Raw genomic sequence first — 23,893 nt, forward strand, 5'->3', positions numbered from 1 at the left:
ACACCGGCGGACGCGCCCGCCCGCTCACCCGGGAGGCGCCGTGACGGAGAAGGAGCGGACACCGCTGGTCGTCGTCGGTGACACGCTGCTCGACCGGGACATCGACGGCGAGGCCGGCCGGCTGGCGCCGGACGCGCCGGCCCCCGTCGTGGACGTCACGGGTGACCGCAGCCGGCCCGGCGGCGCGGGGCTGGCCGCCGCGCTGGCCGCCCGGGACGGCCGGGGCAGCCGTGACGTCGTGCTGGTCACCGCGCTCGGCACGGACCGCGCCAGCGCGACCGTACGCGAGGCGCTGACCGCCTCCCGAATACGCCTGGCCGAACTGCCGCTGGACGGCACGCTGCCCGTCAAGACCCGGGTCCGTGTGGGCGACCGGCCGCTGGTACGGATCGACGACGGCGGCGGGTTGCCCGGCGAACCCGACGAGGCGGTGCGCGAGGTGCTGCGGAGCGCGCGTGCCGTGCTGGTCGCCGACTACGGCCGGGGCACCGTCCGCGCCCTGCGCCCGTACCTCGCCGAGGCCGCCCGACGGGTTCCGGTGCTGTGGGACCCGCACCCGCGCGGCGACGCGCCGGTTCCCGGCGTCCGGCTGGCCACCCCCAACGCCGCCGAGGCCCGCGCCCTGGTACCGTCCGACGGCACCGGCCCGGGGCCCACCGCGTCAGCCGTGCCCGCCGCGTCCGCCGCGTCAGCCGTGCCCGCCGGGGACGGCCCGCCGCCGCCCGCCCGGGACAGCCGGCTGCCGTCCGCGCAGGACGACTCGCTGCGCGCCCACGCGCTGCGCGGCGCACATCTGGCGGACCGCTGGCAGGTCGCCGCGGTGGCCGTCACGCTCGGCGCGCGCGGGGCGATGCTGACCCGCATCGGCAGCGACAGCCCGCTGCTGGTCCCGCCCGCCTACCCGGCCTCCGGCGATCCGTGCGGGGCCGGGGACTGCTTCGCGGCGGTGGCCGCCGCCGCGCTCGGTGACGGCGCCCTGCCCGAGGAGGCCGTCGAACGGGCGGTCGCCGAGGCCGCCGCGTTCGTCGCGGCGGGCGGCGCCGGCAACCCCGCCCTGTGGGACGCACAGGACCCCGCTGCGGACCGACGGCCGCCGCTGTCCGACCCGTTCGCGCTCGCCGAGTCGGTACGCGCCCGGGGCGGCACGGTCGTCGCCACCGGCGGCTGCTTCGACCTGCTGCACGCCGGCCACGTCGGGCTGCTGGAGAGCGCCCGGCGGATCGGCGACTGCCTCATCGTCTGCGTCAACTCCGACGATTCCATCCGCAGGCTCAAGGGCCCCGGCCGGCCGCTGACGCCCGAGGCCGACCGGGTACGGGTCCTGTCGGGCCTGGGCTCGGTGGACGCCGTGGCCGTCTTCGACGAGGACACGCCGGAGGCGCTGCTGCGCCGGCTGCGCCCCGATGTGTGGGCCAAGGGCGGCGACTACACGGCCGAGACCCTGCCGGAGGCGGTGGCCCTGGGCGAATGGGGCGGCCAGACCGTCGTGCTGCCCTACCTGGCGGGCCGCTCCACCACCGAACTGGCCCGCCGCGCGGCCCTGGCCCGTACCCACACCCACACCACGACAGGAGCGGGCCGGTGAACGGGCGGAGGACCGACGGGGCACGGACCGGCACGGCACGGGCCGATGCGGCACGAACCGGCACGCCACAGGCCGAGGCCGACATGGCACAGCCCAACGCGACACGCCCCGCCCCCGCCGGAGACGCCCCGCGCCCCCGCGTCCTGGTCCTGCGGGCACTGGGGCTCGGCGATCTGCTGACGGCGGTGCCCGCGCTGCGCGCGCTGCGGGCCGCCTGCCCCGGGCACGAGATCGTGCTGGCGGCGCCCGGCCGGCTCGCCGAGGCCGCCGCGGCCACCGGCGTCGTCGACCGGCTGCTGCCCGCCGAGGCGCCGGACCGCGCCGTGCCGCGCACGCTGGAGTGGACCGGCCCGCCCCCCGCCCTCGCGGTGGACCTGCACGGCAACGGCCCGCCCAGCCACCTCCTGCTGCGCGCCCTGCGGCCGGCCCGGCTGTTCGCGTACGCCCATCCCGTCACCCCGGACGTGCCCGGTCCCCGCTGGCAGGAGGACGAGCACGAGCGCGTCCGCTGGTGCCGGCTCCTGGAGTGGTACGGCGTCCCCGCCGACCCCGACGACCTGCGGATACCACCGCCCGCCGGGCCTTCCCCGGCCCCCGGCGCGGTCGTGGTCCACCCCGGCGCCGACGCCGCGGCCAGGCGGTGGCCGCCGGAACGGTTCGCCGCCGTCGCCCGCACCCTCCATCGCGCGGGGCACCGGGTCGTGGTGACCGCGGGCGCCGGCGAGGGTCCGCTCGCCCGCCAGGTCGTCGAGCGGGCCGGGCTGCCGGACTCCGCCGTCGTGGGCGGCGCGGCGGACGTGCCCTTCGGCGAACTGGCCGCGCTGGTGGCCCACGCCCGGGCCGTCGTGGTCGGGGACACCGGGCTCGCCCACCTCGCCAGTGCGCTGGGCACGCCGTCCGTGGTGCTGTTCGGGCCGGTCTCCCCGCGGCTGTGGGGACCGCCGCGCTCGTCCCGGCACCGGGTGCTGTGGCACCCGGACCGCGGGGACCTGGCGCGCCCGGGTGACGCGCACGGTGCGCGGCCCGACGGCCGGCTGCTGCGCGTCACGGTGGCCGAGGTCCTCGACGAGCTGGCCGAGCTGCCCGGATTCACGTCCGGCGGGGTACGTCCCGACGCGCCCCCGCCCGTACGCGTAGAGCCCGCCGAGACCGGCCCGGAGCCCGAAGCCGGACCCGGAACCGGAATCGGAACCGGCCCCGGAACGGGAACCGAGTCGGGACCCGCCCCCAGCCCCAGCCCCAGCCCCAGCCCCGACCCCGAGCCCGAAACCGCAGCTCGACCCTCGCCCGAAGCTCAACCCGCACCCCGACCCGCCTCCGGTCCCGGCCCCGGGCCCCAGGAGGCCCCCTCATCCGACCGCATCCGCACACGTCCTACCGAGCCGGTGTCATGAGCGCAATCAGGTCATCCCCGTCCTCTCCGCCAACCCCGTCCTCTCCGTCAACCCCGTCACCCCCGTCAACTTCGTCGGTCCCGTCGTCCTCGTCGTCCGCTTCCGCGGCGGCCGAGCCCCGGGTCGGCGTCGTGGTGATCACCCGCAACCGGCGTGAGCGCCTGCTCGGCACCCTGGACCGCCTCGCCGCGCTGCCCGAGCGCCCGCCCGTCGCCGTCGTCGACAACGGCTCGACGGACGGCACCGCGCGCGCCGTACGGGACCGCCACCCGCAGGTCCGTCTGCTGACCCCACGACGCAACCTCGGCGCGGTCGGCCGCAACGTGGGCGCCGCCGCGCTGCACACCCCGTACGTGGCCTTCGCCGATGACGACTCCTGGTGGGAGCCGGGCGCCCTGGACCGTGCCGCCGCGCTGTTCGACGGCCATCCCCGGCTCGGGCTGATCGCCGCCGCGGTGCGCGTGGGCCGGGAGGGCCGGCCCGACCCGCTCAACGAGGTGCTGGCGGCCTCGCCCCTGGGCCGGGCCTCCGACCTGCCGGGCCCCTCGGTGCTGGGGTTCCTGGCGTGCGCGGCGGTCGTACGGCGTGAGGCGTTCCTCGGTGCCGGCGGCTTCGACCGGGTCCTGCACTTCGGCGGTGAGGAGGAACTGCTCGCCCTCGAACTGGCCACCCGCGGCTGGGGCCTGGCCCACTGCCCGCAGGTGATCGCCTGGCACGACCCGGACCCCGGGCCCCGCGCCGGCCGCTCGGCCCGGATGCTGCGCAACGAACTGCTCACCGCCTGGATGCGCCGGCCCCTGCCGCGCGCGGCATCCCGTACGTGGTCGCTGCTGCGCGCCTGCCCCAGGGACCCCGAGGCCCGGGATGCCCTGGCGGGCGCCGTCCGCCGGCTGCCCGCCGCGGTCTCCCGCCGCCGGGTGGTCCCTCCCTGGGTGGAGCACGGCGTACGGATCCTGGAGGGCGGCCGGTCCCAGCGGGAGCGCCGTACCGCGCATTCCCCGCAGGAGCGCCGTACCGCGAACGACGAGCCGGACGCCGGCCGCCCGCCGGAATCCGCCGCCCCCTGTCCGTCTCCGGCCGCCCCTCCGCCCGAGCCCCCGCCCCTGAACCCGTCCCCACACCCGCACCCGCACCCGCACCTGAACCCGTCCCCGCCGGCCGGCGGGGCGGCCGACGAGCGGCCTTCGCGTACCTCGATCGCCGCGCTGCACACCCTGCGGGCCACCAGCACCGAAGCCGGGGGAGAGCTGCCGTGACCGACCACCGCACCACCGTCGTCGTCATCACCCGCGACCGGCGCGAGGAGTTGCTGCACACCCTGGGCCGGCTGACGGCGCTGCCCGAACGGCCACCGGTGACCGTGGTCGACAACGCCTCGTCCGACGGCACGGCGCGGGCGGTGCGCGAGCGCTTCCCCGCCGTACGGTTGCTGACCCCGGGCCGCAACCTCGGCGCGGTCGGCCGCAATCTCGCCGCCCGCACGGCCACCACGCCCTACCTGGCCTTCTGTGACGACGACTCGTGGTGGGAGCCCGGCTCGCTGGCGGGGGCCGCCGACCTCCTGGACGCCCACCGCCGGCTCGCCGCCGTCACGGCCCGTATCCTCGTCCATCCGCATCCGGACGCCGCACCTCACAGCGGCACGGGTGACCGTACGGGCGCGCTCCCCGAACCACACGAGGGCCCCGAACCGTACGAGGGCCCCGAACCGTACGAGGGCCCGAACCGTACGAGGACCCCATCGTCCAGGAGCTGCGGCACTCCCCGATCCCCGGTCCGGACTGGCTGCCGGGCCCCGCGCTCGGTTCCTTCCTCGCCGCGGCAACCGTGCTGCGTACCGACTGCTTCCGCTCGGCGGGCGGCTTCTCGCCCCGGCTGTGGCTGGGCGGCGAGGAGGAACTGCTCGCCGCCGACCTCGCCGCGCGCGGCTGGTGGCTCGCCTACGCCGACGGCCTGACGGTCCATCACCGGCCCTCGCCGCGCCGGGACGCGACCCTGCGCCGCCGGCACGGCATCCGCAACACCCTGTGGTTCACCTGGCTGCGCCGCTCGGCGCCGTCGGCCCTGCGCCGTACGGCACACCTGGCGCGGACCGTGCCGCGCGATGCCACGTCCGTACGGGCCTTCGCCGAGGCCGCCGCGGGCGCCCCGTGGGTGCTGCGCGAACGCCGCCCGCTGCCCCGGGACGTCGAGCAGCGGCTGCGGCTCCTGGAGGCCCCGCAGAAGGCATCGGCCGCCCGCCGCTATGTCGGGTGAACGCCGTGCCGGGTGAGGGTGAGCGGCGCCGCCCGGCCGGGGAGTCGGGCCGCAGGGGAGGGAAGCCATGACGGAGGGAGGGACGCCATGACGGACGTCGTGGCACAGGCCGGGGCCCGCCCGGCCCGGGAGACGTGCCCGGCCCGGGTGACCCGCCCGGCCCGGGTCCTGCTCACCGGCTGGTTCAGCTTCCTGCACGGGGAGGTCACGGCGGGCGACATGCTCGCCGCCGAGGCGGTGCGGGACACACTGCGCGCCGCCTCCATCCCCCATGAGACGGCCTGGTCACCGGTGTTCCGCCCCGGGGCGCTGTGCCTGGAGGACGCCGACCCGGAGCAGTACACGCACGTCGTCTTCACCTGCGGTCCGCTGCACTCCCACCCGGCGCCGGACGGCGGCCCGAGCCCGCTGCTGGGTCTGCACGACCGCTTCGCGCGCTGCCGCCGGATCGCCGTCGGCGTCTCCGTGCCCGATCCGGCCGACCCGGCCGTGACCCGGTTCGACGATCTGCTGCCCCGGGACACGGCGGGCCGCGCGCAGCCGGCCGGTGACCTGAGTGTGCACGCGCCCCTGCCGGCGCCGGTCCCGGTCCTCGGGGTCATCCAGACGCAGGGCCAGCACGAGTACGGGTCCCGGCGGCGGCACGGCGAGGTCGCCCGGTCACTGGACCGGTGGCTCGGCACGCTGGAGGCGGCGCGGCTGCCGCTGGACACCCGGCTGGACTCCCGCGACTGGCGACTGCCGGCGACCCCCGGGCAACTGCACAGCGTCCTGTCCCGGCTGGACGCCGTGGTCACCACCCGGCTGCACGGGCTGGTCCTGGCCCTTCGGGCCGGCGTCCCGGCGCTGGCCGTGGATCCCGTGGCGGGCGGGGCGAAGGTCAGGGCCCAGGCGACGGCGCTGGGCTGGCCCGCGGTCCTGCCGTACGAAGCGGTCCGGCCGGCGAGCCTGGACCGGCTGCTGGCCTGGTGTCTGTCGCCGGAAGGGCGGCAGCGGGCCGCCGATGCCGCCGCCCGCACCGACGGCGTGCGCCCGCCGGGCGAGGACGGTCTGCTGCCCGGTCTCCTCCGGCGTCTGGGCCACTGATGCGCCCGGAGCATTGAGGGCCCGCGGTCAGGCTGGGCGGGCGCAGGACGTCAGGCGATCGGCGAGCGCGGTGACGAGGCCGCGCAGCTCATCGGGGCGCTCGATGACGAACGGCCGGTCGAGTGAGGCGAGTACCGCAGGCAACCAGTCGAGCCGCTCCGCCCACAGCTCGACGCGCAGCCAGCGCTCGGCCGCCCGGTCCTGGCCGGCCGCGGGCTCGTACTCCTCAAGGCTCGCGATGCCGGCGGGCAGGTGGGCGCGGATCTGCTCGACCGTCCCGTGGATCCGCAAGGTCACCTGGTGCCGGTACTCGGCCGTGGCGAACGCCGACAGCACGCGCTGTGCCGGGCCGGGGCCCGCAGGCGCTTCGAATGAGCCGGGCAGGGTCCGCGCGTCTGCGATGCGATCGAGCCGGAAGGTCCGGTCCTCGCCGGTCCGGGCGTCCTGGCCCGTGACGTACCACCGTCCCGCATGGGCGACGATCCCGTACGCGTGCAGCGTGCGTTCGCTGCGCCGTCCGTTGCGGTCGGTGTAGCGGATGGAGGCCGGCCGGCGGTGGCGCACCGCATCGGCGACGGTGAGCAGGACCCCGGCGTCCGGGGTGTCGAACTCTCCCGGCTGTTCCGTGAAGGCGAGGGATTCCAGGAGTGTGTCGAGCCGGCGGGCGATGTGCTTGGGCAGCACCCGCCGGATCTTCGCCGAGGCCGTCTCGTTCGCCGTGTGCTGCGTCGTCGTCAGCCCTGCCCGGCGGCCGGCGATCAGGCCGAGCAGCACGGCCAGCGCCTCGTCGTCGCTGAGCATGAGCGGCGGCAAGCGGTACCCGGGAGCGAGCCGGTACCCGCCGTAGCGACCGCGCACCGATTCCACGGGCACGTCCAGGTCAATCAACTGGTCCACATATCGCCGCACGGTGCGCCCTTCGACGCCGAGCCGGTCGGCCAGTTCGGCCACCGTCCGGGTGCCGCCCGACTGGAGCAGCTCCAGGAGTGTCAGCACGCGGGCGGTGGGTCGGGACATATCCGCAGCCTAACGCGAATACAGGACCGATTCTGTCCACTATTTCTCCTAGCCTGCGCGGTGCACGCCTTCAGCACAGCCAAGGAGATCCCCATGGAGTTCGTCTCGATCCGCATCATCACCAGCGACGTGGCGCGCCTCGTCGAGTTCTATGAGCGCGCCACCGGGGCGCGGGCGACGTGGGCCACCGAGGAATTCGCCGAACTCAGGACCACGGGCGGCACCCTCGCGATCGCCGGCACCGGCACCGTCCCGCTGTTCGCCCCGGGCTCCGCCCGCCCGGCGGACAACCACAGCGTGATCACCGAGTTCCTCGTGGACGACGTGGACCGCGTGCACCAGAACCTGACCGGCTTCGTCACCGACTTCGTCAACGGGCCCACCACGATGCCCTGGGGCAACCGGTCGCTGCTGTTCCGTGACCCCGACGGCAACCTCGTCAACTTCTTCACCCCCGTCACCCCGGCGGCCATCGAGAAGTTCGCACGCTGACGTACGCGAAGCCGCTCACGCGGGAGATCTGAGATCTGAGATCCCAGGTCACGGATCCCAGATCCCAGATCCCGGATCCCGGGCCACAGCTAGCGGCCGATCTCCCAGGCGAACGGCGGCAGTTCACGCGCCCGGGAGTAGACCTCCAGTGCCCGGCCGGCCAGCACGAACGGATGGACCCGGGCACCTTCGAGCCCCGCCAGCAGCCGGGCGCAGTGGTGGACACAGCCCACCACTTCCGTGCCGTGCCGGTCTATGAGGGTGACGGCGTTCCCGTCGCCCTCGCACGGCGTGGGGTCCTTGGCCGCCGCGGCACCGCAACGGGCCCGGTCCTGCCTGTGCGCACGGTCCACCAGTGGCCTCCCCCGCTCCGGGTGACGTCCGATGCCGGTGGTCACTCCCGCGGGAGGCCGGCACCTATGAGGTGCTGCTCTTTTTCGAGCGGTTCCATGCCGACTTGGTAAACAACTGGGCCGGTCCTGGTTCGTTCATGAAGAATTCTGCCCATCGGCGATCGAAAATCCGCGCGAGCATATCGCCCATCCGTACGAAAGAGCCGGTTCGCCTACGCATCGCAACCATTCACGAATGATCCCGAGCGCCCCCGGGAATGCACCAAAAGGCCCATGGGCTGCGGAACTTACCCTCGCGCATCTGGCGTATCAGGTCATTGACATGCTGAACTACCCATACACAGATGACGCTTGGTAACCGTACGACTTGGCCGTAGGAGGCCGCTCATGCTGCACGGCGTCGACATCAGTTCACACAACACCACGTATTCCGCCGAGGGGTTGGACTTCGTCTTCATAAAGGCCACGGAAGGCCGCTCGTACATCAATCCGCACCAGAAATCCCAGGCCGACAAGGCCCGCAAGGCCGGGTGCGTGATCGGCTTCTACCATTTCCTGTGGCCCGGCCACATCACGGCCCAGGCCGAGTACTTCGTCGGGAAGTGCGCTTCCGAGGAGGGCGACCTGCTGGCGGCCGACTGGGAGCGGACCAGCGCCGGGACCCACGCGAGCAGCGCGCAGAAGGACGAGTTCATCCGCGAGGTCAAGCGGCTGCGGCCCTCGCACCGGGTGCTGCTCTACTGCAACCGGGACTTCTGGGTCCACCAGGACACCTCGTCCTACGCCGGTGACGGACTGTGGATCGCCGACTACGTTGCGGCGGGCCATCCCCGCGTGAAGGCGCCGTGGCGCCTCCACCAGTACACCAACCAGCCGGTGGACAAGAACGTCGCGGACTTCGAGGACAAGGCCGCCCTGAAGAAGTGGGCGCGCCCGGCATAGAGTTTCCCCGTCCCACGGACCGCACCGACCCCGGCACCGCCGGCCCCCACATCACCGACCGCATCCACCCCATCACCACCACCTCCATCACCACCACCTCCTCCCCCATTCACTCCTAGGAGCAATCGTGACCGACCCGGCGTCCATGTCCCTCCAGCAGGAGATCGCCCGTGATCTCCAGGTGTCCGCGTCCTTCGACGCCCCGCGGGAGACCGAACGCCGGGTGGCCTTCCTCGCCGACCGGCTCGCGACCACGGGCCTGCGCTCCCTGGTCCTGGGCATCAGCGGCGGGGTCGACTCCACGACCGCGGGCCGGCTGTGCCAGCTCGCGGTGGAGCGGGCCCGCGCCACGGGGCACGACGCCACGTTCTACGCGATGCGGCTGCCGTACGGCGTCCAGGCGGACGAGAAGGACGCCCAGCTCGCCCTGGACTTCATCCGCGCCGACCGGGTCCTGACGGTGGACGTCCGCCCCGCGAGCGACGCCGCGCTGGAGGCGGCCCTCGCGGGCGGCGTCGAGTTCCGTGACGCGCGTCACCAGGACTTCGTCCACGGCAACATCAAGGCCCGGCAGCGGATGATCGCCCAGTACGCGGTCGCGGGCGCCCACGACGGGCTGGTCGTCGGCACGGACCACGCCGCCGAGGCGGTGTCCGGCTTCTTCACCAAGTTCGGGGACGGCGCCGCGGACGTCGTACCGCTGACCGGCCTGACCAAGCGGCGGGTACGGGCCGTCGCCGAGGCCCTCGGTGCCCCGGCCGAGCTGGTCTGGAAGACGCCGACCGCCGACCTGGAGACCCTGGACCCGGGCAAGCCCGACGAGGACGCGCTCGGCGTCACGTACGAGGAGATCGACGACTTCCTCGAAGGCAAGCCGGTCAGCGAGACGGCGTTCGCGGCCATCACGCGCCGCTACCGCCTCACCGCCCACAAGCGGGAACTGCCCATCGCCCCGTGAGGCGGCCGTACCGCCACGCCGTTTCCGCCGTGCCGTATCCACTGCGCTGTCTCCAGCAGGGGGCGTACACCGGCACGTCATACTCCGGGAAGGCGACAGTCACCGCCGGGCCGCTGATTCGTGGCCCCGGCGGGGCATGGATGCGGCCATGGGAAGCCGCGCAATGCGATCGGAAGATCAACTGTCAGTGGGGGCATCTACGCTCCGAGGTATGGGTTACGCAGACCTGCGCGAACTCCAGACCGCGCTGACCACCGCATCCGATATCGCCTCGTCCCTACAGACCGCGCCCACCCGGCGCGATGCCGATCAGCTCGTCGACGTCCTCCGGCGGGCCCTGACCGCCGCCACCTCGCTGGGGGCGGCCGGCGGCCCGACCGGCTGCGCCCTGCACCCCAACGGGGCGGTCGATCCGCTCTACGGAGACCCGGAGGACCCCCTCCCGCCGGAGTACGGCAGGTGCCTGCTGTGCAACGACCGCCGGCGGCGGGCCGACGCCCACCCTCACCACCACCACCGCGACTGGCACCGGCGGCGGACGGCCTGACGTGACGCCCGGCTGCGCGGACCACCACCGCTCAGCCGGGGCAGACCCCGGGAGAGCGCGGCGGTCCCGGGGTCAGTCCAGGATGCGCAGGTCGTAGAAGAACTCGTAGCGGATGGGGTCGTCCGGCAGGTACCAGTGGAAGCCCTCTTCGAGGAAGACGGCGACGACATTGACGGCGACCACCAGGACCGCGAGGCCGAGCGCGAGGCGGCCGACGGCGCGGTACGGGCCGTGCGGCGGGACACGGCGGCCGGCGGTGGTGTGCGCGAAGGCCGTGACGACGCCGATGGCGAGGACGGACGCCTGGAAGAGCAGCCACGCCCACACATACAGGTGCAGGCCCACGACCTCCCGGCCGTACCCCTGGTCGTCCGGGAGGATGTGCAGCATGGTCTGCCGCCAGGCCGCGAAGGACCCGGCGACACAGCCGACGAGGGCCAGGCCCCAGCCCATGAGGTAGTCACGGCGGGTGACCGTGCCGTCCAGCCCCTGGCGGACGATGTGGGCCGGTCCGGCGAAGGCCAGGACCATGAACATCCGCTGGATGACACAGAGCGGGCAGGGATGTTCGTCCATCACGAACTGGACGTACAGCCCGCCGCAGAGGACCGCGGCCCACCCGATGACGAAGACGCAGGCGAACCAGTACTGCCCGCTGGCCAGGAGCCCCGGCGGCCCCTCCTCCTCGTCGGCCGGGAGCACCGGGAACCGAGCGCTCGTCACGGGCGGACCTCCTGGCCGTCAGTAGTTCAGACCGAGGGCGAGGCTGCTGGTGATGTGGTGGGCCAGCAGGAGAGCCGCGACGGCCAGCGTCGCCCACCACGCGCCGAGCACCGCGGTCCGGCCCCGGCGTCCCACGATCGCCAGCATCGTGACCAGGAGACCGGAGGAGACGAGGGTGTCCATGGCCCCGGACGGTAGCGGCCGGGCGGCGGCATCCCACGCGGACCGCGGGATGCCGCACCGTTCGGGTGCCGGATATGAGCCGGATGGCCCACACGCCGGTCCGGGACGCTCAGGGGCGAGGCGCCCCTGGCCGGGACTTCTCCGGCTGCTGCTTCTCCGTCCGGGACTTCTCCGGCCGCAGCGCGATCCGTCCCAGCACCGCGGCGACGACGAGCGCGAGGACCGCGATCAGGACGTAGTCCGGTACGGAGTTGCCGACCCGGGCCGCCCAGTCCTCCAGCCGGGCCTCGGCGTCCGCGTCGAGGATCCCCGGCAGCGCCCCGGTTCCGTCGAAGGCCAGGAAGAGCACGCCGATGCCGATGAAGAACAGTCCGGAGAGCAGCGACGTGGTGTGCAGCCGCAGCTTGCCGAGGGTGAACGCCCGGCCGCGCAGCCAGCCGCGGCTGCCCAGATGGAAGCGGTCCCACAGCAGCGCCAGGACGAACAGCGGGAGCGCCATGCCCAGCGCGTACACGGCGAGCATCGAGGCCCCGTACGCCGGGGAGCCGCTGATCGCCGTCACCGTCAGCACCGCGCCGAGGATCGGACCGGCGCAGAAGCCCGCCAGGCCGTACACACAGCCCAGGAGGAAGGTGGACAGCGCCGACCGCGGGGTGATGCGGGCCGCGGCGGCCTGGGCGCGCTTGACGGCGAAGCCCAGGCCCAGGATCTGTGCGGCACCCATGGCGATCACCACCCAGCCGCCGATGGTGATCAGCAGATCACGGTGTCCGTTGAACAGCCGGCTGACCGTGGTGCTGGCCGCGCCGAGCGGCACCAGGGTCGTGGCCAGACCCAGGTAGAACACGCCCGTGCGGGCCAGCAGCTTGCCGGGGTGCGCGAGGGAGTACGCGAAGAAGGCGGGCAGCAGCAGGGCGCTGCACGGGCTGAGCAGGGCCAGGGCGCCGCCCAGGAAGGCGGCGAGGTACCCGATGTCCGTCACTGCGCGGCCCCTTCGTCGGCCCCCTTGGCCCCGCCCTTCCCGGACTCACCCTTCCCGGACTGATCCTTCCCGGACCCCGCCTTGCCCGCCCCGGCCTTGTCCGCCCTGGCCTCGGCTTCCCGTACGGCCTGCGCGAAGACCTCGGCCGACTGGGCGCCCGCGATGGGCCGGCCGTTCACCAGGAAGCTCGGCGTGGACTGGACGCCGAGCTGGTAGCCCTCCTCCTGGTCCTTGCCGACCGCGGCCTGTGCGGCGGGGCTCTTCAGGTCCGCCCGGAATTTGTCGATGTCCGGCACCCCGCTCTCCCGCGCCAGGCCGACGAGCCCGTCCTCGGACAGCTCCTCGCCCTTGCGGGAGCGGGCGAACAGCGCCTCGTGCAGCTCCCGGAACTTGCCCTGGCGGCCCGCCGCCCAGGAGGCACGGGCGGCGCGCTCGGAGTCCGCGCCCTTGATGGGGAAGTTGCGGAACTCGATGCGCAGGGTTCCCTCGTCGACGAACTTCTTCACCAGCTCGGGCTGGGTCTCACGGGTGAAACGCCCGCAGAACGAGCACTGGTAGTCGGCGTACTCGACCAGGACGACCGGGGCGTCCTTCCGCCCGATCGCCAGCGGGTCGCCGTCCTGGCGCCGGATGGTCCGCCGGGCGATGTCGTCGAACATCTTCTGCTGGCCGGCGTCCTCCTGGGGCGCCACGGAGGCCGCGGCGCCGGACGGCCCCGTACCGGCGCGGTCGTTCCCACCACCGCCCTCGACGGCTTTTCCGACGGCGACGGCGATGGCTACCAGGGCGACGACCAGGGCCAGGACCGCGCCGATGGCGGCGATCCTGCGGGTGGGTGAGACGGAGGTGGGCATGCGAATGCTCCAGACGTACGTACTGAAGAACTGAGTAACTGAGGCACAAAAGAAAGACCGGAAGACGCAACGGAACGGCGGCCGACGTCGGCATGACGACGCAACGGCACGACGGTGCGACAACACCGCGCCGGAACAGGCCGGCCTAAATCCTCAGTACGGTCAGGTGTCTGGTGGGGTCGGCAGCGGAACCACTGCCGGTGGGCGGCCGGGCCGGGGCGTGCCCCGGCGGGCCGTCCGCGGCGAGCGGCGCGAGGCCGGTGGCCGCGGGGGTGAGCGACTCACCGCGGTGAGGGGTGGGAACGGGCACGGACTCGCTCTGGCTGGGCGCCGCCCGCCCCGAGCACCTCTTGGGCGCATCGGCGCGCGCCACGGGACCGCCGTACGCCATCGGGCCGCCGTACGCCCCATGTACGTCATGCGCCGCCCGTACGCCGTTCTGCGCGGCCCGCACGTCATGCGCCGCCCGCACCCCCGTACCCAGTTCCCCGGTGCCGCCCGCCCGGCAGAGCAGCGAGGCGAAGGCGACCGAGAGCAGGAGCAGCAGAAGGACAGCGGGCGTCCTGCGTACGCGTTCCATTCCGGTCACCCCTCCCTCTCTCCGGCACTCCGCTTCCACGGGCGTGAACGTTCCACGGGCGTGAACGGCCCATCCTACGGAAACCACCCCGGACGCCCCGCCCGGCTGAGCGGCTTCAGCCATCCGCCGCGCTCATCCCTCCTCATGATCAGGTTCGCATAACCATCGATGGAATTGATTACCTAACCAATCATTGAAAGGCCGGTGGCACAGCTCACCTTGGATCAACAAACAATACGCCCAATAAAAATAACATCTGTCCCGAATTGCGGCTTTGGCAAGGCCGCGTCGCACCTGTCATAGTCGGGACCAGCGACCCCCATTGACCCGGGCCAGGTCGTTCATGACACCGCGGGCACACCCCTTTCGCCCGCCGTCGTCGACACTGGGGCCCTGACCCGCGCACCTCGCGGAAGGGCCCCGGTCTCGTTTCGGAGAGGGTCCGCCCCTCGCGAGGCCCCGGCGACGGCCGTCGGAAAGACGCCGAGCGCGATGCCGGCCAGGATGATTCCACCGGACATTCCACCGGACCTGATCCTGCGAGCCCACGCTCTGTACGCACATGATGTGCACATGCAGACGGCGGATGAAGGGGGCGCGGTAGACCGAAGCGCGGGCTCAGTGGTCGGTGATCCGCATCTCGAACCAGGTGGTCTTGCCGCGGGGCAGCAGGTCCACGCCCCAGCGGTCCGAGAGCTTGTCCACCAGGAACAGTCCGCGTCCGCTGGTGTCCATCTCGTGGACGGGCATCAGGCAGGGCAGGCCGCGGGACGGGTCGCGTACCTCGACCCGGATCCAGCCGCGGCGGCGGAGCATCCGCAGGGCGAAGGTGCGGGCGCCGGTGTGCCGGACCGCGTTGCCTACGAGCTCGGATACCAACAAGACGGCGTACTCGGCGAGTTGGGGGGACAGGGACCACTTCTTGAGCCAGACGCACTGGGTCAGTCTGCGGGCGGTGGCGGCGGATTCGGGGCGCGAGGGCAGCCGGACCTCTTCGACAGTGGTGTCGCCCACCGGATCCACCGCCTTGGACACACGTTCCCGTTCGGCGGCCGGCCTTCTCTCGCCGCCGGGAGTTCCCCAGCGTGCGGCGGCCGTGCCGCTGCGCGGTCGCGGCTGCTCCGTTCCTTCGAGGCCCGCCATGCCCCCATCATGGCCGTTACCGCGTCGGGGCGGGGGCAGAACCGGTGGAATGACCCGGCCGGAAACGCCGGTTCCAGGCCCCTCGCCGACATATGCCACCAGCAGTTGGTGCGCCTCGTACGGCAGTGACCTGGGCCGGAGCCCGGCAGCCCGGAGAGTACCCGGCGGTACGGACGGGGCCGGCCGCCCCGCGCGGGAACCGGACCGGATTCGCCCGCACGGGGCAGCGGGTACCGGGCCGCCCCACCCGTCACGTCAACCGCGCCCGTATCACACGAACTTGGCCTTGCCCGGCCCTTCCTCCACGAAGCTGCGCATGCCCCGCGCGCGGTCCTCGGTGGCGAACAGACCCGCGAACCAGTTGCGTTCGATGGTCAGACCGTTGTCGATGTCGGTCTCCAGCCCGGCGTCGATCGACTCCTTGGCGGCGCGCAGCGCGATCGCGGGACCCGCGGCCAGGCGCGCGGCCCAGGCGTGCGCCTGTTCGTACACCTCGGCCGCCGGGACGACACGGTCCACCAGACCCATCGACAGCGCCTCGTCCGCCTTGACCTGGCGGCCGGTGAAGATCAGGTCCTTGGCCTTGGAGGGGCCGACCAGCCGGGCCAGCCGCTGGGTGCCGCCGGCGCCGGGAATCAGGCCGAGGAGGATCTCGGGCTGGCCGAGCTTGGCGTTGTCGGCGGCGATCCGGAAGTCGGCGCACAGTGCCAGCTCGCAGCCGCCGCCGAGCGCGTAGCCGGTGACCGCGGCGACGACGGGCTTGGGGATGCGGGCCACGGTGGTGAAGGAGTCCTGCAGGGCCTTGGAGCGTACGACCATGGCGGCGTGGTCCATGGCCTGCATCTCCTTGATGTCCGCGCCGGCCGCGAACACCTTCTCGCCGCCCCACAGGATCACCGCGCGTACGTCCTCGCGGCGGCCGGCTTCCTCGGCGAGTTCGCGCAGCCGGTCCTGGGTGGCGACGTCCAGCGCGTTCATCGGGGGGCGGTCCAGACGGATGGTGCCGACGCCCTCGGCGACCTCAAGGTTCACAGTCATGAGGGCAGGTTAGCCCCCGGTTAGCTTTCGTTAACCGGGGGCCGTCCGGTGCACTTGGTCACAGTGCCCGGTTGGTGCCCGGTGGTGGCGCCGGGCGGCCCTCTGTGCCCCTTCTGGCGCGCCCTACCGCCCGGCCCGCCACTTCTCCCAGGACATGTTCCAGACGTTGAGCCCGTTGTCCGGACTGATCGTTTCGTCGTGCGAGTTCTTGACGATCACCACGTCGCCGATCAGGGAGTTGCGGAAGAACCACGCGGCGGGCGTGCCGCCGTCCCCGCCGCCGCGCTGGTCGAACAGGCCCACACAGCCGTGGCTGGCGTTGCGCGCGCCGAACGTCGACCTGCCGGACCAGTAGTTGCCGTGGATGAACGTGCCGGACGTGCTCAGCCGCATGGCGTGCGGTACGTCCTTGATGTCGTACTCGCCGCCGAAACCGACCGTTTCGCCGTTCATCCGCGTCACTTCGTGCTTCTCACTGATGACCATCTGACCGTTGTAGGTCTCGGTGCCCGGCCCGCCCGCGGTGACGGGAATCGTCTTGATCTTCTTGCCGTCGCGCACGACCGTCATCTCCTTGGACGCGGCGTCCACGGTGCTGACCTGGCTGCGGCCCACCTTGAAGGAGATCCGCTTGGTCTGCGTGCCGTAGACGCCCGGCCGCCCCTCGACGCCGTTGAGGTCGAGGGTGAAGGTGACCTTCGTGCCGGGCGTCCAGTACTTCTCGGGACGGAAGTCCAGGCGGTCGTTGCCGAACCAGTGGCCCACGACGGGCACCGCCGGCTCGACCCGGACCCGTACGGCCTTCTCCACCGCCGCGGGGTCGGTGATCCCGCGCGTGAAGCGCAGGGAGACCGGCATGCCGACGCCGACCTCCTGGCCGTCCTCCGGGGTGTACTGGGCGACGAAGGTGTTCTTGGGGACGAGCGTGGTGAAGGTGGAGTGCTCGGCCGCCTGACGCCCCTTGTCGTCCACCGCGACCGCGTCGACGGTGTACTTGGTGGCGGTGCTCAGATGGCCGACGGGCTGCCACAGGGAGCCGCCGGATATCTTCCCGTCGACCTCCTTGCCCTTGGCATCGGTGACCCTGACCGACTTCAGCTTCCCGCCCGTGGCGCCGACCTTCAGGGCGCCGCGGGTGGCGACGCCGTCCGCGCCGTCCTTGGGGGAGACCGTGACCACCGCCCGGGACGCGGCGGTGTCCTCGCCTCCCCGGCCGCCCGGGTCGTCGTCCCCGCCGCCGCACGCGCTCACCAACAGCAGCAACACGCCCAGCAGCAGCGCGAGTACGCCCTTGCCGCCCCGCCGCCGTCCGCGCCCGCGGACCGGCTCCCCCGATATAGGCTGCACGTTCACCACTGGCACCACCGGCCCCTTTTCCCCTCGTACGGCCCCGCACTCCCCCGCGCGATACCCGAACAGGCGCTCAGCGGCTAGATAACCACACCGCGCTGACAGTGGCCTCCCCGCCGATGTCACCGTTCGGTCCCAAGTGATAAGCGTGATGCGCAATCGTACGAAAGGTAGCCCGACTCGCCCTGGAGTCGGCCGGATTCGCTCCCTGTACGGTGGCCCTTCAGCGCAGCGCCGAGCCCGCCAGCCACCGCCGCCACGGCATGTTCCAGCCACCGAGGCCGTTGTCGGGGGCGACGGTGCGCTCCGGTGAGCGGACCACCTCCACCGTGTCCCCGATCAGGGACCGGTCGAAGAACCAGCCCGCCGGGGTGTCCGGGCCGCCACCGGGCACGTCCCGCAGCCCGATGCAGCCGTGACTGGTATTGGCGGCGCCGAACGTACGGGGCGCAGCCCAGTAGTTGCCGTGCAGAAACGTTCCCGAGGTCGTCAGCCGCAGCGCGTGCGGAACATCCGGGATGTCGTACTCCGCACCGAAACCGACCGTGTCGCCGTTCATACGGGTCACGGCGTGCCGTTCCAGGATCACCATCTTCCCGTTGTACGTGGGGCTGGCGAGGTCGCCCGCGGTGACCGGCAAAGTGGCCAGCACCCGCCCGGCCCGCCGCACCGTCATCGTGTGCGCCGCCGCGTCAACCGTGCTGGTCTGATCCCGGCCGATCCTGAAACGCACCCGCTTGCGCTGGATCCCGTACACGCCCGGCGCCGCCCGTACGTCGCGCAGCCGCAGGGCGACCGTGACCTCGGTACCGGGCCGCCAGCGGTCGCGGGGCCGGAAGTCCAGCCGCCGGGCACCGAACCAGTGGGCCGCGACCGGCACGCCCGGCCGCGCGGTGACGGAGATGGCCCGCTCCACGGCGGCGCGGTCGGCGACCGGGCGGCTGAAGTCGAACGAGACGATCATGCCCGTACCGACCGTGGAACCGTTCTCGGGCGTGAAGAAGCCGATGAAGCGGCGCATGGGCACGGAGGTGGTGAAGGTGGTGTGCCGGGCGGAGCGGCGCCCGTGGCCGTCCAGCGCCACCGCGTCGACGGTGTAGCGCGCGGCCGGGACCAGCCGGTCCGCGCGCGGGCGCCAGCTCAGGCCGTCGCGGGAGATCCGGCCCGGTACGGTGACGCTGCCGCCGTCCCCGGACCGGCCGACCACGACCCGCTCCAACCGGCCGTCGGGCACCCGCACTTCGAGCCGGTCGCGGGCCCCCACCTCGCGCGCGCCGTCCCCGGGGAAGACCCTGATGGCCTCCTCCGGCGAGCGCGGCTTGCCGCCCGCCAGGGTCTCCGGGAGGCCGCAGCCCGTCAGCGCCGCCGTCCCCGCCAGGGCGGCGACGCCCAGCGCCGCCACGGTCGCCATCGCGTGCGCCCGTACGCGTCCGGGTGCCTTGGCCTTCGTCCCGCGCGGTGCTCGTCCTCGTCCTGTGCTCACCCGGTGGGTCACGCCTCGGTACGTCACGAACAGATCAACGAGCGCCCCCACCGCGGGAAACGTGAGGCGGCGGCCGGTTGCGGGAAGAACAGGAGGGAGGGCGGGTCCGAACGCATGGCCGGGACGTCATGCACGGGGCCCGCCCGACCGGGCCGTGAGCCGCAGGAGGCTGGCAGGTGTCGAGCGCACCCGAGCAGGAGGCAGTACCGGACGGACGGGGGGAGGTACTACAGGACGGACAGCGGGAGGCGGCACTGGACGGACGGCAGCAGGCAGTACGGGACGGACGGCAGGGAACGGGCGGGCCGGACGCGACGGCACGGGCACCGGCGCCGCGGACCGCGTCCCCGGGGTCGGCGTCCTTGGGGTCGGCAACGCCGGGGACGGCGACGCCGGAATCCGCCATGCCCTTGTCGCCGGAGCTCGCCGCGCCCCCGGCGCCGGGAACCACCGCGCCCTCCGGGCCGGCCACCGTCAACGGCCGTCCCGTACGGGCCCCCGCGCCCCGCGCCACGCCCACCCCCGCGCCACACACCACGCCCGCACCCGCACCCGGCAGCGCCCCCGTCCGCGCCCCGCCCCGCCAACCGCCGCCCCCGTACGGCCCGGCAGCCCGCACCCCCTGGGCGCCCACTGCCGCACCGGCCCGGACGGCGTCACGGGCACCAACTTCGCCCTCTGGGCGGCCGGCGCGGAGGCCGTGGAGGTCTGCCTCTTCGACGACGAGGGACACGAGACCCGTCACCCGCTGGCCGAGCTGACACACGAGATCTGGCACGGCTTCCTGCCCGGCGTACGGCCGGGGACCCGCTACGGCTACCGCGTCCACGGCCGCTGGGACCCCTGGACCGGAGCCCGCTGGAATCCGGCCAAGCTCCTCCTGGACCCCTACGCCCGCGCGGTGGACGGGGAGTTCACGCTGCCCGCCGAGGTGTACGGGCACATGCGGGACTGGCCGCAGCAGCACATCGCCGACACCGTGCGCGACGAGCGTGACTCGGCACCGTACGTCCCCAAGGGCGTGGTGGTCGGCAACGAGGGTGACCAGGACGGCGCGGACGAGTGGCGGGACGACCGCCGCCCCAAGACCCCCTGGCCCGACTCCGTCATCTACGAACTGCACGTCCGGGGCTTCACGATGCGCCACCCCGGCGTCCCCGAGCACCTGCGCGGCACGTACGCCGGGCTCGCCCACCCCGCCGCCGTCGACCACCTCCTGCGCCTGGGCGTCACCGCCGTCGAGCTGCTGCCCGTCCACCAGTTCGCCCACGAGGACCATCTGCTCCGCCGCGGCCTGCGCGACTACTGGGGCTACAACTCCATCGGCTACTTCGCCCCGCACGCCGCCTACGCCGCCTCCGGCTCCCGCGGCCAGCAGGTCGGCGAGTTCAAGCGGATGGTACGGGCGCTGCACGACGCGGGCATCGAGGTCATCCTGGACGTCGTCTACAACCACACCGCCGAGGCGAACGAACTCGGCCCCATGCTCTCCTTCCGCGGCATCGACAACCGCGGCTACTACCGCCTGGCCGGTGACGCCCGCCGCTACGCCGACTACACCGGCTGCGGCAACACCCTGCACGTCGTGCGGCCCAACGTGCTGCGGCTGATCACCGACTCGCTGCGCTACTGGGTGACCGAGATGGGCGTGGACGGCTTCCGCTTCGACCTCGCCGCCGCGCTGGTCCGCTCCGCGCCCGCCGCCCCGGGCGGGGAGCGGCCCGACATGCTCTCGCCCTTCCTCGCCGTCATCGCCCAGGACCCGGTACTGCGCCGGGTCAAACTGATCGCCGAGCCCTGGGACGTCGGCTCCGGCGGCTATCAGGCCGGCGCCTTCCCGCCGCTGTGGACGGAGTGGAACGACCGCTACCGCGACGCCGTGCGCGACTTCTGGCGCGGCGCCCATTCCGACGTACGGGACCTGGGCTACCGGCTGTCCGGGTCCAGCGACCTGTACGCCTGGGGCGGACGCCGCCCGTACGCCTCGGTCAACTTCATCACCTCCCACGACGGTTTCACCCTGCGCGACCTGGTCTCCTACGAGCACAAGCACAACGCGGCCAACGGCGAGGGCAACCGGGACGGCACCGATGACAACCGCTCCTGGAACTGCGGGGCCGAGGGCGAGACCGACCAGGAGTCCGTACGGGCCCTGCGCCGCCGCCAGTTACGCAACCTGCTGACCACACTCCTGCTCTCCACCGGTGTCCCCATGCTGGTGGCGGGCGACGAGATGGGCCGCACCCAGCATGGCAACAACAACGCCTACTGCCAGGACAACGAGACCAGTTGGCTGGACTGGTCGCTCATGAAGGACCCCGGGTGGCGGTCGCTGGCCGTGCTGACCTCCCGCCTCATAGGACTGCGCCGCGCCCATCCGGTGCTGCGCCGCCGCGCCTTTTTCTCGGGGCGGCAGGGGGCGGGCGGGCTGCGCGACCTGGCGTGGTTCACCCCGCGGGGCACGGAGATGACCGAGGCGGACTGGTACGCGCCCACCGCCACCCTGGGGTTCTACCTGTCCGGGCGGGACATCCCGCAGCGCGACGAGCTGGGTGCCCCGATCACCGACGACAGCTTCCTGGCCGTGCTGCACGCCGGTGACCGGCCGGTTTCCTTCGTCCTGCCCGGGGAGCCGTGGGCACGGACGTACGAGCTGGTCGTGGACACCTCACGGGAGGAGCAGGACGAGCCGCCGCCCGTACGGCATGAGGCGGGGGCGGCCGTCGTGGTTCCGGGGCGCTCGGTGCTGCTGCTGCGGGCGGTCACCGGGTGACGGGCGCGGTGCCCCAAGAGGCGTTCCCGTAGGCGTGCGCGAGGGGCGCCGAGGTATGCGTCGGCGGGCGAAAACCGCGTGAGCATTGTCAGTGCCGCACCGTACGCTCACCGCTGATGGCCGATACAGCGAAAGTGAAGCCCCCGTCCGCATCCGCATACGAATCCGGGTCCGGGCCCGAGTCCGGGCCTGAGTCCGGGCCCGGGCCCGGGTCCAAGCCGGGGTCCGGGTCCCGGCCCGCGCACCAGCCGGAACCCGCCACCGACCCCCCGTCCGGGCCCGGGCAGCGGTCCGCGGTGCGCTCCCTGCTGCGCCTGTGGCCATACGTACGCCCGGTGCGGATGCGGCTGTTCACGGCCGCGTTCGTCGCCGTCCTGGCGTCCTGCGTCGGCGTCGTCATCCCGCTGGTGCTCAAGTGGCTGGTGGACGGGCCGGTCGCCGGCCACGACCCGGGCGGGGTGTGGCTGGGCGGCTTGTACCTGCTGTTGCTCGGCATCATGGAGGCCGGGCTGTTCGGGCTGCGGCGCTGGCTGGTGGCGCGCCCGCTCGCCGACGTCGAGGCGTCGATGCGCGACTCCCTCTACCGGCACGTCCAGCGGCTGCCGGTCTCCTTCCACGACCGCTGGGCGTCGGGCCAGTTGCTGTCCCGGGCGACGACCGACCTGCAACTCGTACGGCTCTTCCTCGCCTTCCCCCTGACGTTCCTGGTCGTCAACGTGACCACGATCCTGGTCGGCTTCGCCATCCTGCTGGCGCAGCGCTGGTCCCTGGGGCTGGTGCTGCTCGCGCCCATCGTGCCGCTGATCGTGCTGTGCTCGGTCTTCGAGTCGCGCTACGCACTCGCCGCGCGCCGGGCCCAGGACCAGGTGGGCGATCTGACGACCGTGGTGGAGGAATCGGTCCTGGGCATCCGGATCATCAAGGGGTTCGGACGCCACCGCAGCCAGGCCCGCGCGTTCCGGCGGCTGACGCGGGAGCTGCGTACGACCGAGTTGCACAAGGCGCGGCTGCTGGCCGCGATATGGACCTGCATCATGACGCTGCCGGAGATCGCCATCGGCGCGGCGCTGGTGCTCGGCACGGTGCAGGTGGCCGACGGGGAGCTGTCGGCCGGCACCCTCGTCGCCTTCCTCTCCACCGCCCTGGCGCTGGTCTGGCCGGTGGAGTCGATCGGCTTCCTGCTGGCCATGAGCAACGAGGCCGCCACCGCCACCGACCGGTTCTTCGAGGTCATGGACGAGAAGCAGCCGAAGGAAAAAGGTACGGACGAAAAGAAAACGACCGCGAAGAGGGCGGAAGGGGCGAAAGCGGCGAAGTCCACAACCGCGGACACCCCCGCCGGGCTGGTCTTCTCCGGCGTGGTCTTCCGGTACCCCGACGCGCCGGAGGACACCCCGGCCACGCTCCGGGGCGTCGATCTGCACATACGGCCCGGCGAGACCATGGCCCTGGTGGGTGCGACCGGCAGCGGTAAGACCACGCTCACCGCGCTCGTACCGCGTCTGTACGACCCCACCGCCGGCCGGATCACCCTGGACGGCACGGACATCACGACGCTCTCCCGTGAGGAGGTGCGGGCGCTGGTCGCCGTGGCCTTCGAGGAGCCCACGCTCTTCTCGGCGACCGCCGCCGAGAACGTCCTCATGGGCGGCGAGGGCCTGAGCGAGGAGGACCTCGCACGGGCCCTGGAGGTGGCCCAGGCCGCCGAGTTCGTCCGCGCGCTCCCCGAGGGCGGCGACACCCAGGTCGGCGAGCAGGGGCTGAGCCTGTCCGGCGGGCAGCGGCAGCGGCTGGCGCTGGCCCGCGCCGTGGCCGCCCGCCCGCGCTACCTCATCCTGGACGACCCGCTCTCCGCACTGGACGTCCATACGGAGGCGCTGGTGGAGGCGGCGCTGCGGCAGGTCCTGGCGACCACCACCGCCCTGGTCGTGGCCCACCGCCCCTCCACGGTCCTGCTCGCCGACCGGGTCGCGCTGCTCTCCGAGGGCCGTATAGCGGCGGTCGGCACCCACCACGAACTGCTGCGTACGAGTGCCGAATACGCCTCCCTGATGTCGGGCGAGGGCGAGGGCGGCCCGGGGCGCGACGGCCCCGGGCAGAACGGCCCGGCACGACGCGAGGAGGAGGCCGCCCGATGACCACCACCACGACGAC

Annotated in this window: 20 protein-coding genes and 2 pseudogenes; 11 read left to right on the top strand and 11 right to left on the bottom strand. The window is 73.2% G+C overall.

What is annotated here, in order from left to right; all coding sequences use genetic code 11:
• Positions 1–40: 40 nt before the first annotated feature.
• The 5 genes and pseudogenes from KGS77_RS09950 (at position 41) to KGS77_RS09970 (ending at position 6,321) form a co-directional block, all read left to right on the top strand.
• Entirely contained in the window at positions 41–1,585 is a 1,545-nt protein-coding gene (locus KGS77_RS09950) for a PfkB family carbohydrate kinase (protein WP_242580347.1), read from the top strand.
• A gap of 83 nt (positions 1,586–1,668) precedes the next feature.
• Positions 1,669–2,652 (top strand): annotated as a pseudogene (locus tag KGS77_RS09955) (glycosyltransferase family 9 protein); the annotation flags it as partial.
• Positions 2,653–2,975: 323 nt separating this feature from the next.
• The gene (locus KGS77_RS09960) at positions 2,976–4,235 is read left to right on the top strand and encodes a glycosyltransferase (protein ID WP_347404463.1); all 1,260 of its coding nucleotides are present in this window, start codon (positions 2,976–2,978) and stop codon (positions 4,233–4,235) included.
• A pseudogene (locus KGS77_RS09965) lies at positions 4,232–5,235 on the top strand (glycosyltransferase). The gene KGS77_RS09960 and the pseudogene KGS77_RS09965 overlap by 4 nt, the downstream one beginning before the upstream one ends.
• A gap of 87 nt (positions 5,236–5,322) precedes the next feature.
• Complete coding sequence (locus tag KGS77_RS09970) at positions 5,323–6,321, top strand: polysaccharide pyruvyl transferase family protein (protein ID WP_242580349.1); 999 nt, start codon at positions 5,323–5,325, stop codon at positions 6,319–6,321.
• Between the two features lie 27 nt (positions 6,322–6,348).
• Here KGS77_RS09970 and KGS77_RS09975 read toward each other — a convergent pair whose 3' ends face one another.
• Positions 6,349–7,338, bottom strand: coding sequence for a YafY family protein (locus KGS77_RS09975; RefSeq protein ID WP_242580350.1), 990 nt, complete (start codon positions 7,336–7,338; stop codon positions 6,349–6,351).
• A 93-nt stretch (positions 7,339–7,431) separates the two neighbouring features.
• On the opposite strand from KGS77_RS09975, the gene KGS77_RS09980 reads away from it, so the two are divergent.
• On the top strand, positions 7,432–7,830 hold the full coding sequence (locus KGS77_RS09980; protein WP_242580351.1) for a VOC family protein: 399 nt from the start codon (positions 7,432–7,434) through the stop codon (positions 7,828–7,830).
• Between the two features lie 89 nt (positions 7,831–7,919).
• Here the strand turns inward: KGS77_RS09980 and KGS77_RS09985 are convergent, their stop codons facing one another.
• Positions 7,920–8,183, bottom strand: coding sequence for a hypothetical protein (locus tag KGS77_RS09985; protein ID WP_242580352.1), 264 nt, complete (start codon positions 8,181–8,183; stop codon positions 7,920–7,922).
• Positions 8,184–8,570: 387 nt separating this feature from the next.
• On the opposite strand from KGS77_RS09985, the gene KGS77_RS09990 reads away from it, so the two are divergent.
• The 3 genes from KGS77_RS09990 (at position 8,571) to KGS77_RS10000 (ending at position 10,630) form a co-directional block, all read left to right on the top strand.
• Positions 8,571–9,125 carry a glycoside hydrolase family 25 protein gene (locus tag KGS77_RS09990; protein WP_242580353.1) on the top strand — a complete coding sequence of 185 codons (555 nt, stop codon included), beginning with the start codon at positions 8,571–8,573 and terminating at the stop codon, positions 9,123–9,125.
• 127 nt (positions 9,126–9,252) lie between these two features.
• Positions 9,253–10,083: an ammonia-dependent NAD(+) synthetase gene (gene nadE, locus KGS77_RS09995; protein WP_277994211.1), complete on the top strand. Its 831-nt coding sequence runs from the start codon at positions 9,253–9,255 to the stop codon at positions 10,081–10,083.
• Positions 10,084–10,294: 211 nt separating this feature from the next.
• A complete protein-coding gene (locus KGS77_RS10000; RefSeq protein ID WP_242580354.1) occupies positions 10,295–10,630 on the top strand; it encodes a hypothetical protein in 336 nt (111 codons plus the stop codon).
• A gap of 72 nt (positions 10,631–10,702) precedes the next feature.
• Here the strand turns inward: KGS77_RS10000 and KGS77_RS10005 are convergent, their stop codons facing one another.
• The 9 genes from KGS77_RS10005 to KGS77_RS10045 all read right to left on the bottom strand — a co-directional run bounded on the left by KGS77_RS10005 (position 10,703) and on the right by KGS77_RS10045 (position 18,894).
• Positions 10,703–11,353, bottom strand: coding sequence for a disulfide bond formation protein B (locus KGS77_RS10005; RefSeq protein ID WP_242580355.1), 651 nt, complete (start codon positions 11,351–11,353; stop codon positions 10,703–10,705).
• 18 nt (positions 11,354–11,371) lie between these two features.
• On the bottom strand, positions 11,372–11,536 hold the full coding sequence (locus tag KGS77_RS10010) for a DUF5993 family protein (RefSeq protein WP_242580358.1): 165 nt from the start codon (positions 11,534–11,536) through the stop codon (positions 11,372–11,374).
• 109 nt (positions 11,537–11,645) lie between these two features.
• Positions 11,646–12,518: a cytochrome c biogenesis CcdA family protein gene (locus KGS77_RS10015; RefSeq protein ID WP_242580360.1), complete on the bottom strand. Its 873-nt coding sequence runs from the start codon at positions 12,516–12,518 to the stop codon at positions 11,646–11,648.
• On the bottom strand, positions 12,515–13,372 hold the full coding sequence (locus tag KGS77_RS10020; protein WP_242580362.1) for a thioredoxin domain-containing protein: 858 nt from the start codon (positions 13,370–13,372) through the stop codon (positions 12,515–12,517). The genes KGS77_RS10015 and KGS77_RS10020 overlap by 4 nt, the downstream gene beginning before the upstream one ends.
• Positions 13,373–13,517: 145 nt before the next feature.
• A complete protein-coding gene (locus tag KGS77_RS10025; protein ID WP_242580364.1) occupies positions 13,518–13,952 on the bottom strand; it encodes a hypothetical protein in 435 nt (144 codons plus the stop codon).
• A gap of 618 nt (positions 13,953–14,570) precedes the next feature.
• Entirely contained in the window at positions 14,571–15,095 is a 525-nt protein-coding gene (locus KGS77_RS10030) for an ATP-binding protein (RefSeq protein ID WP_242580367.1), read from the bottom strand.
• A gap of 270 nt (positions 15,096–15,365) precedes the next feature.
• Entirely contained in the window at positions 15,366–16,133 is a 768-nt protein-coding gene (locus tag KGS77_RS10035; RefSeq protein WP_242580369.1) for an enoyl-CoA hydratase-related protein, read from the bottom strand.
• Between the two features lie 123 nt (positions 16,134–16,256).
• The gene (locus KGS77_RS10040) at positions 16,257–17,486 is read right to left on the bottom strand and encodes an Ig-like domain-containing protein (protein ID WP_242580371.1); all 1,230 of its coding nucleotides are present in this window, start codon (positions 17,484–17,486) and stop codon (positions 16,257–16,259) included.
• 220 nt (positions 17,487–17,706) lie between these two features.
• Positions 17,707–18,894 carry an Ig-like domain-containing protein gene (locus KGS77_RS10045; RefSeq protein ID WP_242587394.1) on the bottom strand — a complete coding sequence of 396 codons (1,188 nt, stop codon included), beginning with the start codon at positions 18,892–18,894 and terminating at the stop codon, positions 17,707–17,709.
• Between the two features lie 469 nt (positions 18,895–19,363).
• Here KGS77_RS10045 and glgX point away from each other — a divergent pair, with 469 nt between their 5' ends.
• Together glgX and KGS77_RS10055 are read left to right on the top strand one after the other, a co-directional pair.
• A complete protein-coding gene (gene glgX / locus KGS77_RS10050) occupies positions 19,364–21,739 on the top strand; it encodes a glycogen debranching protein GlgX (RefSeq protein WP_242587395.1) in 2,376 nt (791 codons plus the stop codon).
• A gap of 341 nt (positions 21,740–22,080) precedes the next feature.
• Positions 22,081–23,877 (top strand): ABC transporter ATP-binding protein, encoded by a 1,797-nt coding sequence (locus KGS77_RS10055; protein ID WP_242580372.1) that lies wholly within the window; start codon positions 22,081–22,083, stop codon positions 23,875–23,877.
• Positions 23,878–23,893 lie beyond the last annotated feature (16 nt).

The sequence above is a fragment of the Streptomyces sp. MST-110588 genome (assembly GCF_022695595.1).
Taxonomy (GTDB): Bacteria; Actinomycetota; Actinomycetes; order Streptomycetales; family Streptomycetaceae; genus Streptomyces.